The sequence below is a fragment of the Nocardia sp. NPDC059228 genome (genome assembly GCF_042754245.1).
Classification (GTDB): domain Bacteria; phylum Actinomycetota; class Actinomycetes; order Mycobacteriales; family Mycobacteriaceae; genus Nocardia.
This window is the reverse complement of record NZ_JBHZAL010000011.1, coordinates 128,426-140,198: the sequence shown is the minus strand read 5'-3', so window position 1 is coordinate 140,198 and position 11,773 is coordinate 128,426. Positions and strand designations below refer to the sequence as shown.

Sequence of the window (11,773 nt, the reverse complement as noted above, 5' to 3'; positions counted from 1 at the left end):
CTCCGCCTCCTCCGTTTCGCTCCCCCGGCTCCGCTCAGTCCAGAACGAGACGCGCCGCGAACCACCGGGCTCGACCGCCGACGGCCGAGCCTCAACACTGCACTGTTCGGTGGCTAGACGCTTTGCGGCTGACGGTCGAATTCCCCGTCCCGGGCCCCGTCGACGAAGGCGCGCCATTCGCCGGGGGTGTAGATCAGGGTGGTGTCGCGGTGCCGGAGGGTGGTGTGGCCGTCCGCACCGGTCTCCGCGGTGAGCGCGGTGCGGACGGAGTGGCGGCCCAGCACAGCGGCCAGGAATGTCATCCATTCGGTCGCGGCGACGGTGATGATGGGCTCGTCTTCAAGGCGATGTTCCGGATTGCGCCGGTACTTGCTGTCGCGGATGAGCACCGCATCACCGTCGAATCGAACCTCCACGCACTGATTTCCGTTATTGGTACGTGACGACGTGAACCAGCCGCGGGATACCGGCTGATAGTTCGCGGTGTTTAGCATGGGCAGCATTTTACCGTTACGCATGCGTATCCTACCCTTGCGAATAGCGTTTGATGAGCTCCAAAGATTCTGCGCGACCGAGAGATTGGTCGAGCGCACGCACAAATGCGAACCGCAGATCGCGAATCTGCGACGAATCCTCCACCGCCCCACCGAAAACCGCACTCTCCACCCAGGTGAAGGTCGGAAGATTCTCGGAAGCGAAATCCAGCAGATGGAAACTCGACCCGCCCAGCAGCGCGCCCCGGGTCGCGGTGAACGGAATCACCCGCACCGAAATGGAATCCAGCTCGTCCAGCAGTGTTGCCAGATGTTCCAGTTGCCCGCGCAATACTTTCGGGCCGCCGATCTGCTGTAGCAACGTGGCCTCGCCGATCACCGCGGTGAGTTCCACCCGGTCGTCGCCGCGCAGCCGTTCCTGCCGCTTCAGCCGCACCGCCACCAGCTGTTCCACCTGGACGGGACGGATCATGACGTCGGCGCTGATGAGCGCCCGCGCGTATTCCTCGGTCTGCAACAGCCCGGGCACCACCAGACTGTCGTAGCTGCGGATGCTCTCCGCACCGAGCTCCATGCCGTAATACCGTTGCAGCTCCGGCCCGATCAGCGCCGAGGACCTGGCCCACCAGCCGCGCTCCTTGCTCAGCGCCAGCAGTTCCAGCAGTTCCGCGCGCTCCTCGCCCTCCACCTCGAGCAGCTCCAGCACCGGGCCGATGGTGGTGGCCGTGAGGACGCGCCGGCCCTTCTCCACGTGCGACCAGTTGGCGGGGGTGAAACCGACGCGCTTGGCGAAGGTCGCCGAATCGAAGCCGCACTGCTCACGCAGTTCGCGCAGTCGCAGGACCAGCTCCCACCGGGCGACGGTGGGCGAGACGGGTGCCATGAGCAGTGATGCTACGCTGGGGAACTCGCTGGCGTGTGACTATTGTCATACCGATAGCCCGGCTCTAAGGTCGGTAGCAGGAGGTTCGCCATGAGCGCGCTGGACCCGTCCTCGTATACCGCCACCCAGGAAGCGCTGGCCCGGTGCCGGCGCTATCGCAAGGAGCACGGACTCTACGGCGTGGTGGACTCGGCACTGTGCCGAATCATGTTGGAGGTCGGGGCCGTCGGGGCCGTGACCATGCCCGCCGACCTGGGCCACCGGGTCCGCGACCATCTGGTCGCCCAACGCCGCTGCGGGCCCGTGATCGCCCACCCGCGCTCGGGCCGCTGGACCTTCCTGACCGGACCCACGGACGACTCGTATCACGACACCGCTTTGTTCTCAGACCTTTTCCGCGATTGCGCGTCCGTAGCGCAACCGGGCAGCACCATCGTGCTGCCGTCTCCCGCGGACGAGCACAGCGCCTACCGCACGTGGATTCACCCACCGGAAGGGGACTTTCGCCCCGAACTGGCCGAGGTGCTGGCCGCCACCCGCGAATGCCATCCGGTCATCGGGTAGGCGCGGGCGTCAGCGTGACGCTGAACTTGTCCTCGATGCGCTTGTTGAATTCCTCCTGGCACTGCTGAACCTTCGAGCTGTCGCCACCCGCCTTGTTCAGGCAGTCGATCAGGTCGGTGCCGCCGGTGTCCTCGAAGACGGCCCACACCAGCACGCCGACCAGAATGCCGCCGACCAGGCTGATAACGCCCATGATCGCGCCCGCCAGCGCCATTCCGAAGCCGCCGGACGTGCCGCGGCGCGCCTTCGTCGCGGCGATCACGCCGAGAATGATCGCGAGCGCGCCGCACAGGACGCCGACGATGGTGAGCAGCACCGTCCAGAAGGTGAGCAGACCCAGGATGCCGAAAACCATCGCGGTGATCGCCATGCCCTTGCGCTGCGGCGATTCCTGCCAGTACTGCGGTCCGCCGGGCGGCGGATAGTTTCCGGGCGGAGGCGGCGGGTACTGGCCGTACTGCCCCGGCGGCGGGTACTGGTTCATGTGTCGATGCTATTGCCCGCCGAGTCGGGCATGCATTTCCCACACCAGAATCTCCGACGGCATGTTGGCGGTGACCCGCTGGCCTCCGCTGCGCGTCAACCGCACCGCGTCGCCCTCGTACAGGGTGCCCGCCCCCTCCATCTCCACCTCGCCGCGCGCGATGAAGACATGCAGGTAGGGGGCTTCCGGCAGGCGGATCTCGGCGGCGACGCCGGACATCCGGGCCACGTGCAGGGCGGAATGGCTGCTGGCGATGGCGATGGCGGTGCGGTCGCGGTAGCGGGGCAGGCCCGAGGCCACCGTGATCAGGCCGCCGCCGGCCAGCTCGTCGTCGATCTCCAGCTGCTGATAGCCGGGGGTCAGCCCGGAATCGTCGGGCACCACCCACATCTGGACGAAATGCACCGGCTCCTGGTGCTCGGGCACATTGCCGATCCGCCAGGAATCGTTCTTCTCCGAATGCAGGATGCCGGTGCCGGCGCTCATGCGCTGGGCCAGGCCGGGATAGATGACCCCGCTGTGCCCCAGCGAATCCTGATGGACCAGGCTGCCGCTCAGCACCCAGGTGACGATTTCCATGTCCCGGTGCGGATGGGTCTCGAAGCCCTCGCCGGGCAGGACGATGTCCTCGTTGTTGACCAGCAGCAGGCCATGATGGGTGTTGTCGGGATCGTAGTGTTCCCCGAACGAGAACGAATGCTTCGAATCCAGCCACGACACACGGGTTTTCATGCGGTCGCCGCCACGATGGATATCGATGTGTGGTGTCGTGAGGGTGGACACCGCCGTACTCCTCTCACCGGCGAGCACCGATCGGATTCCAGGGTAGGGGCCGATACGGCGGCCCAACCTGAATTCCGGGTTAAATTCTAGCGTGAGAGCAGCGCTGCTCCGCACGCCGCCGACCAGGTACTACGCTCTCGGCAACCGGCCCGGGCAAATGCCCGGCGATTGTGAGTGCGCGGCGGTGACGCCCGACCGCATGCCGTCGTACCCGCCAGCGGGTTTCGGTCGGCGACCGTATCATGATGTGCCGCAAGCGAAACGGGAGGGAGAGCAGGGGGATGCGACCCGAGGCACTCGCGGGCATCGAACGCGAGCTCCGACAACAGGCCGAGAGCGAGGGGATCGCTCATTTCGTGGTGGGCGTGGCCGTCTTCCGGGATGGCAAACTGCTGGTCGTGCGGCGTGTCGCCGAAGGCTCGCACGGGGGGATGTGGGAACTGCCCGGCGGCGGCGTGGAATCCGGCGAGTCCTTCGCCGACTGCGTGGCCCGCGAACTGTTCGAGGAGACCGGGCTGAGCGTCGTGCGGATCACCGACGTGCTGGGCGGATTCGACTACGCCACCCGCACCAAGTCCCGGGTCCGCAAATACAGCTTCGTGGTCGAGACCGAGGCGGCCGAGATCCGGCTGGACCCCCGCGAGCACGACCGCTACCAGTGGATCGACGCCGACACCGTCGACAACCTGCCCATGGCCGACGATATGCGCGCGGCCGTCTTCGCGCTGGTGACCACGCACCCGTCCCGGTGACCGCGCCGCCGCCGGCCACCCTGCGCGCCCGGCTGGCCGCGGTCGCGACCGGGCTCCGCGAGAATCCCGGCACCCTGCGACTGACGCTGGTCCGGCTGTCCGGGCAGTTCGGCGACGGCATGTTCCAGGCCGCGCTCTCGGGCGCGATTCTGTTCAACCCCGAACGGCAGACCGATCCGCTGGCCATCGCCGGCGGCTTCGCGGCCCTGCTGCTGCCGTACTCCATCATCGGCCCGTACGCGGGCGCGCTGCTCGACCGCTGGGATCGCCGCCGGGTGCTGCTCTACGCGAACGTGCTGCGCGCGCTGCTCATCGTGGCGACCGCGGCGGGCCTGCTGGCCGGGGTGCGCGCCACCCCGCTGCTGCTGGGCGCGCTGTCCGTGGTCGGGGTGAGCCGGTTCGTGGGCGCCGGTGTGTCCGCGTCGCTGCCCAAGGTGCTGGCCCAGCGCTGGCTGGTCCCGATGAATTCGGTGCTGGCGACGGTGGCCTCGGGGTGCGCGATCCTGGGCGCGGGCCTGGCCTTCTCGATCATCGGGCTGATCGGGGCGGGCGACTTCGCCTCGGCGGTGGCGGCGGCCGGCAGCGCCTCCGGTTCGATCGCCGGCGGGGTGGTGGTGGCCGGATTCCGGCCGCGCGCACTGGGACCCGACCGCGGCGAGCAGGCCGCGGCGCGAGGTCGGTGGAGCACGGTGCGGGCCATCGCCGCCGGATTGCGCGAGGGCGCCACCGCGGCCTGGCGGTCCCGGGAGGTGACCACGACCTTCCTGGGGATCGGCGCGCACCGCATCGTCTTCGGCGCGGACACCCTGCTGATGGTGCTGGTGCTGCGCCGTGGCGACGAGGCCGCGGTGGGGACGCACCTCGCGAAATTCAGTGCGGCCATCACCGCGACCGGGGCGGGCATGCTCACGGCGGCCGTGGTCGCACCGGTGCTGATTCCCCGGCTCGGCCGGCCGCGGACGGTGGTGACCGGCCTGGTGACGGCGATCGCGGTACAGCTGGGCCTGGTCACGCCGATCACCGTCGCCGCCGGGGACGCCGAGCGGCGGGCGGAGCTGCTGTTGCTGGCGGCGGCCTACCTGCTCGGGCTGGTGGGCCAGGTCATCAAGCTGACCGGGGACGCGGCCATGCAGATCGATATCGACGACGCGCACCGCGGGCAGGTCTTCGCCCTGCAGGACACGGTCTTCAACATCACCTTCGTGCTGGCGCTGGCGGGTACCGCGGTGCTGATTCCGGCGGACGGCCGCTCACCGGCGGTGGTGGTGGCCGCGGCGGCGGTCTACGCGGCCGGCGTCCTGGCCATTGCGGCCAATTCACGCCGACGGGTCGGTACGTAGCCGATGTAGGTATCGGCTCGGTCACACCCCTCCGGCGACACGGTGAGACGGCTCCGCGGATGCGGCCCGCAGGACTACGGTGAGGTGGATCCGATCACGGACGAGGAGACGCACCACGGATGACTGCGCGGCGCTCCGAAGCACCTGCGGCCCTGGCGCTCTCGAGCCTGGCGATGGCCGCGGTCATGCTGCTGCCCGCCACACCCGCCACCGCCGGACCCTTGGCCCCGTGGGCCCCGCCGCCGTTGAACGCCTGCGGCGAAACGGGATTCGATCCGCTGGCCCGCGAACCCGACCCGGATGTGCCACTGCCGCAACCGCAGCCGCCCGACAACACCATCCACATTCAGGTCCCGGTCCCGCAGTTCACGCCGGTCCCCGTTCCCGGTCCACGGCAGGACAACACCCGCATCGATCCCGCGCCACTGCCCGCGGACCCGTGCGTCAATCCGTGCCCGGACCTGCGCAACGACCAGAGTCCCAAGCCGGAAAACCTTGCGCCCGAGAGTGATCCGGCCGACCCGCCGGGCGACCCGGCCGGCACCTCCGGAGATCCCGGCACCGGCGATGACCAGCCTGCCCCGGACGTGGCGCCCGAGCCCACCCCCGCACCGCAGGCCGGCAACGGCTCCGGCGGGATTCAGCTGCCGCACATCCAGATAGACCAGATTCCGGAGACCGTCCCGATCCCGGTGCCCGGCGGCGATCCCGAGCCACCGCAGCCCCGGCCCGCGCCCGCCGTGCAGCCCCTGGTTCCCGCGCCGGTCGCCGCACCCGTGGCCCCGGCCGAGCTCGACTCGCTGGCGCTGGCGAACCAGGTGACCGGGCACGGCTCCACCAATCGCACCGATATGCGCTGGTCGGTGGACGGCACCGACCTGGGCATCATGTGGGAGTCCGAGCCCGGGCAGATCGCCGTCGCCTTCGGTGACACCTTCGGCAAGGGCTGGGGGCCGATCGGCGCGGGCACCGGGGACCAGGACTGGCGCAGCAACTCCCTCGCGTTCAGCAGCAATCGCGATCTCTCCCAGGGCCTGCGGCTGGACACCTTCGCCCAGGACAGCCGCTGTCACGCCGCCGAGATCCTGAGCAGCCGCAAGGTCGACAACTTCGAGATCACCACCATCCCGACCTCCGGTTTCGCGCTGAACGGGCGGCAGTACCTGACGTACATGTCGGTGGCCCGGTGGAGTCGCCACAAGCCGGGCATGTGGTGGACCAATCTGGGCGGGCTGGCCTGGTCCGACGACAACGGCGCGACCTGGACCAAATCCGATTGGGCGCGCTGGGACAACGTCTTCGGGCTGGGGCGGTTCCAGGTCATGGGCATGGCGCCGCACGACGGGTACGTGTACATGTTCGGCACCCCCAATGGGCGGTTCGGCACCATCGGGCTGGCCCGGGTGCCCACCGACCAGGTGCTCAACAAGTCGGCCTACCAGTACTGGATCGCCGATACCTGGGTGCCTGCCCTGGGGCCCGACGAACATCTGGCCACGCCGATCCTGTCCGGGACCGCCGGTGAGCTGTCGGTGCGCTACGACGCGTCGACCGGGCAGTGGCAGATGATCTACCTGGATCTGGACCACCACGCCATCGTGCTCCGCACCGCCGCCGAACCGCAGGGCACCTGGACCGATCCGGTGACCCTGGTCGACACCGACGACTATCCGACGACCTACGGCGGGTACATCCATCCGTGGTCGAGCGGGAAGGACCTGTACTTCACCATGTCGGCGTGGAACAGCTACAACGTGTACCTCATGCACGCGACGCTGAAGTAGCGACTCCGGCGATCCCCCTGCAGCGCAACGGAATCCGCGTCAGTCGACCTTCCGGAAGCGCAGGGCCTGACCCGGGCGAGCCTGCGCCACGCAGTCCACATCGGCGTCCACCACCACCGCGATCACCGGATAGCCGCCGGTGATCGGATGATCCGCCAGGAAGACGACGGGCTGACCGCTGGGCGGCACCTGCACCGAGCCCAAAGCCATGCCCTCCGTGGGTAATTCACTCGGTACGCTGCGCCGCAGGGCGGGACCGCTGCGCCGGTCCAGGCGCGCGCCGATCCGATCGGTGTCCGGGGAGATCGTCCACTCGCCCGCGAAGAGGGCGGTGGCGTCGGTGAACCAGTCGGCCCGCGGACCGGGCACCGCACGCACCGTGAGCAGCTCGTTGCCCAGCGCCGGCACCGGCGCGACATCCACGATGGGCAGCGTCCGCGGCGGCTTCCCCACCGGGAGCAGATCGCCCGGATGCAGCGGGTCGGGGCCGATGCCGGAGAGGGTGTCGCGGCTGCGGGAGCCCAGCACCGGCGCGACCTCTATGCCGCCGCGCACCGCCACATAGGTGCGCAGACCCGTGTCGGCGATACCGAGCCGCAGCCGTTGTCCCTCCTCGATTTCCAGCACGCTGGCCGCGCCCATGGGGCGGTCGTCGACGGTGATCGGGGCCGGGGCGCCGGTCACCGCCACCGTGACGTGCTGATCGGCGAGCAGTTCCAGACCGCCCAGCAGCACCTCGATGCCGGCCGCACCCTCCGGATTCCCGACCAGGCGATTGGCCAGCCGCAGCGAAGCGCGGTCCGCCGCGCCCGCGGTACCCACCCCGGAGTCGAACCAGCCCGGGCGCCCCAGGTCCTGAATGGTGGCCAGGGGGCCGACCCCGACGACACGTAATCCGCTCATGAGCCTGACCCCACATCCACGAATCGGACCCGGGCACCGGCGCGCACCAGGGCGGGCGGTTCCCGATCCACATCCCACATCGAGAGATCGGTGGTTCCGATCAGCTGCCAGCCGCCCGGACTGCGGCGGGGGTAGACGGCCGAATAGCCGCCCGCCAGCGCCACGGCACCCGCGGGGATGGCGGTGCGGGCTCGCGCGCGCCGCGGCACGGTCAAGCGGCCGTCCGGCGATTCGAGATAGCCGAAGCCGGGCGCGAAACCCACGAAGGCACAACGCCATACGGTGCCGGTGTGCTGGGCGACGACCTCGGCCGCGCTCAGGCCGAGCAGGCGCGCGACCTCGGGCAGGTCCTCGCCGTCGTAGCGAACCGGAATCACGACGGGTTCGACAGGCGCGCCGTTGCCGGCCACCTCGTCGAACGGATGACCGATCCGGTCCCGCCGCCGACCGGGCCCGCCACGGTCACCGGCGGTGACCCGGGCCGCCGCGTCGAGCCGGACCAGCAGGACCCGCAACTGCTTTCGCACCGAGATCGCCGACCGCGGCGAATCCAGCGTCACCAGTACGGTCTCCGCGGCGGGCAGGACATCGACCACCCCCGTCGGACGCGGCTGCAGCGCGGACACCAGATCGGCCACCATGGCACGCACCGGTGGAATCACCAGCAGCGCACGGTCACCCGCCGCCCGCACCTCGCCGACGTCGTCGAATTCCCCGGGACCGGTCATGGTCATCCACCCCGGATCACGCGAAAGCCCGGACAGGCGTACCGGATTCGTCGAGCGCGGCGCGAATCCGGCGGGCCATCTCGACCGCGGCCGGCGTATCGCCGTGCACGCAGATGCTGGCCGCCGTCACCGCCACCGTGCCGCCATCCACGCTGGTCGCCTTGCCGTCCCGCGCGATCGACAGCGCCTGCGTCACTGCCGCATCCGCACCGAGCACCGCGCCCGGCAGTCCGCGCGGCGCGAGCAGACCCTCCGGCGTATAGGCGCGATCGGCGAAACCCTCACCGACGAACGGGGTTCCGGCGGCCAGCGCCGCCCGCTCGAGCTCGGTGCCGGCCGGGCCCAGCAGGGCCAGCCGCGCATCGAACTCCCGCAGGGCCGCGACGATGGCGTCGGCGAGCGCACGGTCTGCGGCGGCCTGGTGATACAGCGCGCCATGGGGTTTCACGTAGCGCACCCGGTCTCCGGCAGCGCGGGCGAAGGCATCGAGGCTGCCGATCTGATACAGCGTCTCGTCACGCAGCGCGGCCGGGGCGATCGCGATGGCGCGGCGACCGAACCCGGGCAGATCACGATGGCCGACGTGCGCGCCGATGCGGACGCCCTTCTCGACGGCCAGCGCGCAGGTGCGGCGCATGATGGCCGGATCCCCGGCGTGGAATCCGCACGCGATATTGGCGCTGGTGACCACGTCCAGCATGGCGGCGTCGTCACCCATGGTGTAGTCGCCGAAACCCTCGCCGAGGTCGCTGTTCAGATCCAGCGTCATATGCGTCCTCCAGCTCTTCGTCGTGATCCGATTGTGGGCGCGCCCGCATCCGCGACAAGAATGTCACGCCAGAAACTGTGTCATGGATCACAGATATGTGCTGTCACTTCCGGCGGGCATTCCTTGTCCCATGGACATGAACGACACCAAGAACATCCTCCTGGCCGGTGCGAGCGGCGTCCTCGGCGGGCACATCACCCGCGCCCTGCAGGAGCACGGCTACACGGTCCTGTCCCTCGGACGGGGCGCCGGCAACGACGTGGTCGCCGACCTGATGGACCGCGACCAGCTGCTGCGCGCGGTCGAGGGGTTGACCGTCGACACGGTCGTGCACGCGGCCACCGCGCTGCGCAAGGCGCCCATGCGGCACCGGGACATGTACGCCACCGACGACCTGCGCGTCACCGGCACCGCCAACCTGGTGGCGGCCGCACAGCTGGTCGGGGCACGGCGCATGATCGCCGAATCGATGGTCTTCGGCTACGGCTACCGCGACTTCGGCGACCACGTCCTCACCGAGACCGACGAATTCGGCCGGGGCGGAAAGGGATCGGACGTCCGGCATCTGGAGGGCATGCGCGTGAAGGAGGAGCTCATGCTGAACACCCCTGGCATCGAGGGGATTTCACTGCGCTACGGCCTCTTCTACGGGCAGGGCGGCACCGAATCGATCGTGGAGATGCTGCGCAAGCGGCAGCTGCCCGCGGTGAACGACCACGGGCGGGTGCTGCCCTGGATCAACCTCGCCGACGCGGGCGCGGCCATGGCGTCCGCCGTCGAGGACGGGACCCCCGGCTCGGCCTACAACATCGTCGACGACGGCCCGCTCGGCTTCGGAGCGCACGTGCGGCTGGTGGCCGAAACCTTCGGCACGCCCATGCCGTTCACCGTGCCCGGCGCACTGCTGCGGCCCATGGCGTACCTGTACGAGATGACGCGGGCCAGCATGCGGGTCTCGAATGCCAAGGCCCAGGCCGAACTCGGCTGGAAGCCACGGTATTCGAACTGCGCCGCGGGTCTGCGCGCCCTGGCGGCCGCCTGAATTCCACCGGCGACAGGTCAATACGGGTAGACCTCTACTTCGGTCGCCTTCACCGCGAAGTACACCTCCATCCCGGGGACCACACCGAGCTGGGCCACCGCTGCGGGAGTCAGATCCGCCGCCAGGCCCGCGGCCGCCCCCGGACCGTCCACCCCGCGCACCCGCACCAGACCGCCGCGATCCTCCAGCTCCGCCACCCGCACCCGGAACACATTGCGGGGACTGCCCTCCGGATGCTCCAGATGCACCGCCACGGCCACCGGCGAGAACACCGCCGCCGCCCGCCCGGCGGCTGTCCACTCGCCCTCGGACCTGCCGAAGACCTCGACCGTCCCGTCCGTGACCGCACCCAGCCCGGCGCTGCCGCCGCTCACGGCCGCGCCCGTGATCAGGTTGACTCCGGCGATCCGGGCAGCGAACCGGCTGCGAGGGCGCGCCAATACCGCAGCCACCGAACCGGACTCGATCACCCGCCCGGCCTCGAGGACCGCGACCCGATCGGCCAGGGTCACCGCGTCGATGATGTCGTGTGTCACCAGAATCGTGGCGCTGGGCCGGGCATCCGGCAGCCTCACGGGATGCGCGGCGATATCCCGTGCGGTGGCGATCAATTCGCCATTTCCGTCGTCCGCACTGCCGGACGCGGGTTCCCGCAGAACCCTCCGCAACAGCGTCCGCATGGCGGGCGCCGCGGTCACATCCAGCGCGGCCATCGGCTCGTCCAGCAGCAAAACCCGCGGGTGCACGGCCAGCGCGCGGGCCAGGGCCACGCGCTGCGCCTGACCGCCGGACAACGACCCGGGCGATCGGTCCGCGAATTCCTCGGCATCGACGGCCCGCAGCCATTCCCGCGCGAGAGCGGTGGCGGCCCGGGCGCGCACACCCCGGCTGCGCGGCCCGAAGGCCACATTCGCGGCCACCGACAGATGCGGGAAGAGCAGGGCATCCTGCGCCAGCAACGAGACGGCCCGCCGATGCGGCGCCACCGCAATGCCTTTCGCGACATCCGTCAGCACCCGCTCGCCCAGCCGGACCTGCCCCTCGTCCGGAATTACCAGTCCGGCAACCACATCGAGCAGGGTGGATTTGCCGGCACCGTTGGGGCCGAGCACGGCCAGTACCTCCCCGGCCGGAATCTCCAGCCGCACCTGGAAATCCCGGTCGGCCAGGCGTGCCGACACCGCCAGCCCGCTCATCCGATCCGCCCCGGGCAGCATGCGTAGCCCACTGGCCACATCTGGCTCCGG

Annotated in this window: 13 protein-coding genes; 5 read left to right on the top strand and 8 right to left on the bottom strand. The window is 69.9% G+C overall.

What is annotated here, in order from left to right; all coding sequences use genetic code 11:
• Nucleotides 1-113 precede the first annotated feature (113 nt).
• Nucleotides 114-494 (bottom strand): DUF397 domain-containing protein, encoded by a 381-nt coding sequence (locus tag ACFXKA_RS19080; protein ID WP_379428230.1) that lies wholly within the window; start codon nt 492-494, stop codon nt 114-116.
• 31 nt (nt 495-525) lie between these two features.
• Nucleotides 526-1,377, bottom strand: coding sequence for a Scr1 family TA system antitoxin-like transcriptional regulator (locus tag ACFXKA_RS19075; RefSeq protein WP_354849086.1), 852 nt, complete (start codon nt 1,375-1,377; stop codon nt 526-528).
• A gap of 90 nt (nt 1,378-1,467) precedes the next feature.
• On the opposite strand from ACFXKA_RS19075, the gene ACFXKA_RS19070 reads away from it, so the two are divergent.
• On the top strand, nt 1,468-1,941 hold the full coding sequence (locus tag ACFXKA_RS19070; RefSeq protein ID WP_379428229.1) for a hypothetical protein: 474 nt from the start codon (nt 1,468-1,470) through the stop codon (nt 1,939-1,941).
• Here ACFXKA_RS19070 and ACFXKA_RS19065 read toward each other — a convergent pair.
• Both ACFXKA_RS19065 and ACFXKA_RS19060 read right to left on the bottom strand, forming a co-directional pair.
• Nucleotides 1,931-2,425 (bottom strand): DUF4190 domain-containing protein, encoded by a 495-nt coding sequence (locus ACFXKA_RS19065; protein WP_354849081.1) that lies wholly within the window; start codon nt 2,423-2,425, stop codon nt 1,931-1,933. The genes ACFXKA_RS19070 and ACFXKA_RS19065 overlap by 11 nt on opposite strands.
• A 9-nt stretch (nt 2,426-2,434) precedes the next feature.
• Entirely contained in the window at nt 2,435-3,208 is a 774-nt protein-coding gene (locus ACFXKA_RS19060) for a pirin family protein (protein ID WP_354849079.1), read from the bottom strand.
• Between the two features lie 281 nt (nt 3,209-3,489).
• Here ACFXKA_RS19060 and ACFXKA_RS19055 point away from each other — a divergent pair, with 281 nt between their 5' ends.
• From ACFXKA_RS19055 to ACFXKA_RS19045, 3 genes are all read left to right on the top strand, one after another.
• Nucleotides 3,490-3,960: an NUDIX domain-containing protein gene (locus ACFXKA_RS19055; protein WP_354849076.1), complete on the top strand. Its 471-nt coding sequence runs from the start codon at nt 3,490-3,492 to the stop codon at nt 3,958-3,960.
• On the top strand, nt 3,957-5,300 hold the full coding sequence (locus tag ACFXKA_RS19050) for an MFS transporter (protein WP_379428228.1): 1,344 nt from the start codon (nt 3,957-3,959) through the stop codon (nt 5,298-5,300). Before ACFXKA_RS19055 ends, ACFXKA_RS19050 begins: the two co-directional genes overlap by 4 nt.
• A 119-nt stretch (nt 5,301-5,419) precedes the next feature.
• Nucleotides 5,420-7,084, top strand: coding sequence for a DUF4185 domain-containing protein (locus ACFXKA_RS19045; RefSeq protein ID WP_379428227.1), 1,665 nt, complete (start codon nt 5,420-5,422; stop codon nt 7,082-7,084).
• A gap of 39 nt (nt 7,085-7,123) precedes the next feature.
• Here ACFXKA_RS19045 and ACFXKA_RS19040 read toward each other — a convergent pair whose 3' ends face one another.
• The 3 genes from ACFXKA_RS19040 to ACFXKA_RS19030 are packed head-to-tail and all read right to left on the bottom strand — an operon-like array spanning nt 7,124 to nt 9,484.
• Nucleotides 7,124-7,987, bottom strand: coding sequence for a biotin-dependent carboxyltransferase family protein (locus tag ACFXKA_RS19040; protein WP_379428226.1), 864 nt, complete (start codon nt 7,985-7,987; stop codon nt 7,124-7,126).
• On the bottom strand, nt 7,984-8,715 hold the full coding sequence (locus ACFXKA_RS19035; protein WP_379428225.1) for an allophanate hydrolase subunit 1: 732 nt from the start codon (nt 8,713-8,715) through the stop codon (nt 7,984-7,986). The genes ACFXKA_RS19040 and ACFXKA_RS19035 overlap by 4 nt, the downstream gene beginning before the upstream one ends.
• 16 nt (nt 8,716-8,731) lie before the next feature.
• Complete coding sequence (locus tag ACFXKA_RS19030; protein WP_379428224.1) at nt 8,732-9,484, bottom strand: LamB/YcsF family protein; 753 nt, start codon at nt 9,482-9,484, stop codon at nt 8,732-8,734.
• An 82-nt stretch (nt 9,485-9,566) separates the two neighbouring features.
• Between ACFXKA_RS19030 and ACFXKA_RS19025 the strand changes: the two genes are divergently transcribed.
• Nucleotides 9,567-10,526: an NAD-dependent epimerase/dehydratase family protein gene (locus ACFXKA_RS19025; RefSeq protein ID WP_379428223.1), complete on the top strand. Its 960-nt coding sequence runs from the start codon at nt 9,567-9,569 to the stop codon at nt 10,524-10,526.
• Nucleotides 10,527-10,543: 17 nt separating this feature from the next.
• Here the strand turns inward: ACFXKA_RS19025 and ACFXKA_RS19020 are convergent, their stop codons facing one another.
• The gene (locus tag ACFXKA_RS19020; protein ID WP_379428281.1) at nt 10,544-11,722 is read right to left on the bottom strand and encodes a sulfate/molybdate ABC transporter ATP-binding protein; all 1,179 of its coding nucleotides are present in this window, start codon (nt 11,720-11,722) and stop codon (nt 10,544-10,546) included.
• Nucleotides 11,723-11,773 lie beyond the last annotated feature (51 nt).

Bases quoted from the DNA above. Each gene is read 5' to 3' on its own strand.
- ACFXKA_RS19080 (WP_379428230.1), bottom strand. From the start codon at position 494: ATGCTAAACACCGCGAACTATCAGCCGGTATCCCGCGGCTGGTTCACG.
- ACFXKA_RS19075 (WP_354849086.1), bottom strand. From the start codon at position 1,377: ATGGCACCCGTCTCGCCCACCGTCGCCCGGTGGGAGCTGGTCCTGCGA.
- ACFXKA_RS19070 (WP_379428229.1), top strand. From the start codon at position 1,468: ATGAGCGCGCTGGACCCGTCCTCGTATACCGCCACCCAGGAAGCGCTG.
- ACFXKA_RS19065 (WP_354849081.1), bottom strand. From the start codon at position 2,425: ATGAACCAGTACCCGCCGCCGGGGCAGTACGGCCAGTACCCGCCGCCT.
- ACFXKA_RS19055 (WP_354849076.1), top strand. From the start codon at position 3,490: ATGCGACCCGAGGCACTCGCGGGCATCGAACGCGAGCTCCGACAACAG.
- ACFXKA_RS19045 (WP_379428227.1), top strand. From the start codon at position 5,420: ATGACTGCGCGGCGCTCCGAAGCACCTGCGGCCCTGGCGCTCTCGAGC.
- ACFXKA_RS19040 (WP_379428226.1), bottom strand. From the start codon at position 7,987: ATGAGCGGATTACGTGTCGTCGGGGTCGGCCCCCTGGCCACCATTCAG.
- ACFXKA_RS19035 (WP_379428225.1), bottom strand. From the start codon at position 8,715: ATGACCGGTCCCGGGGAATTCGACGACGTCGGCGAGGTGCGGGCGGCG.
- ACFXKA_RS19030 (WP_379428224.1), bottom strand. From the start codon at position 9,484: ATGACGCTGGATCTGAACAGCGACCTCGGCGAGGGTTTCGGCGACTAC.
- ACFXKA_RS19025 (WP_379428223.1), top strand. From the start codon at position 9,567: ATGGATCACAGATATGTGCTGTCACTTCCGGCGGGCATTCCTTGTCCC.
- ACFXKA_RS19020 (WP_379428281.1), bottom strand. From the start codon at position 11,722: ATGAGCGGGCTGGCGGTGTCGGCACGCCTGGCCGACCGGGATTTCCAG.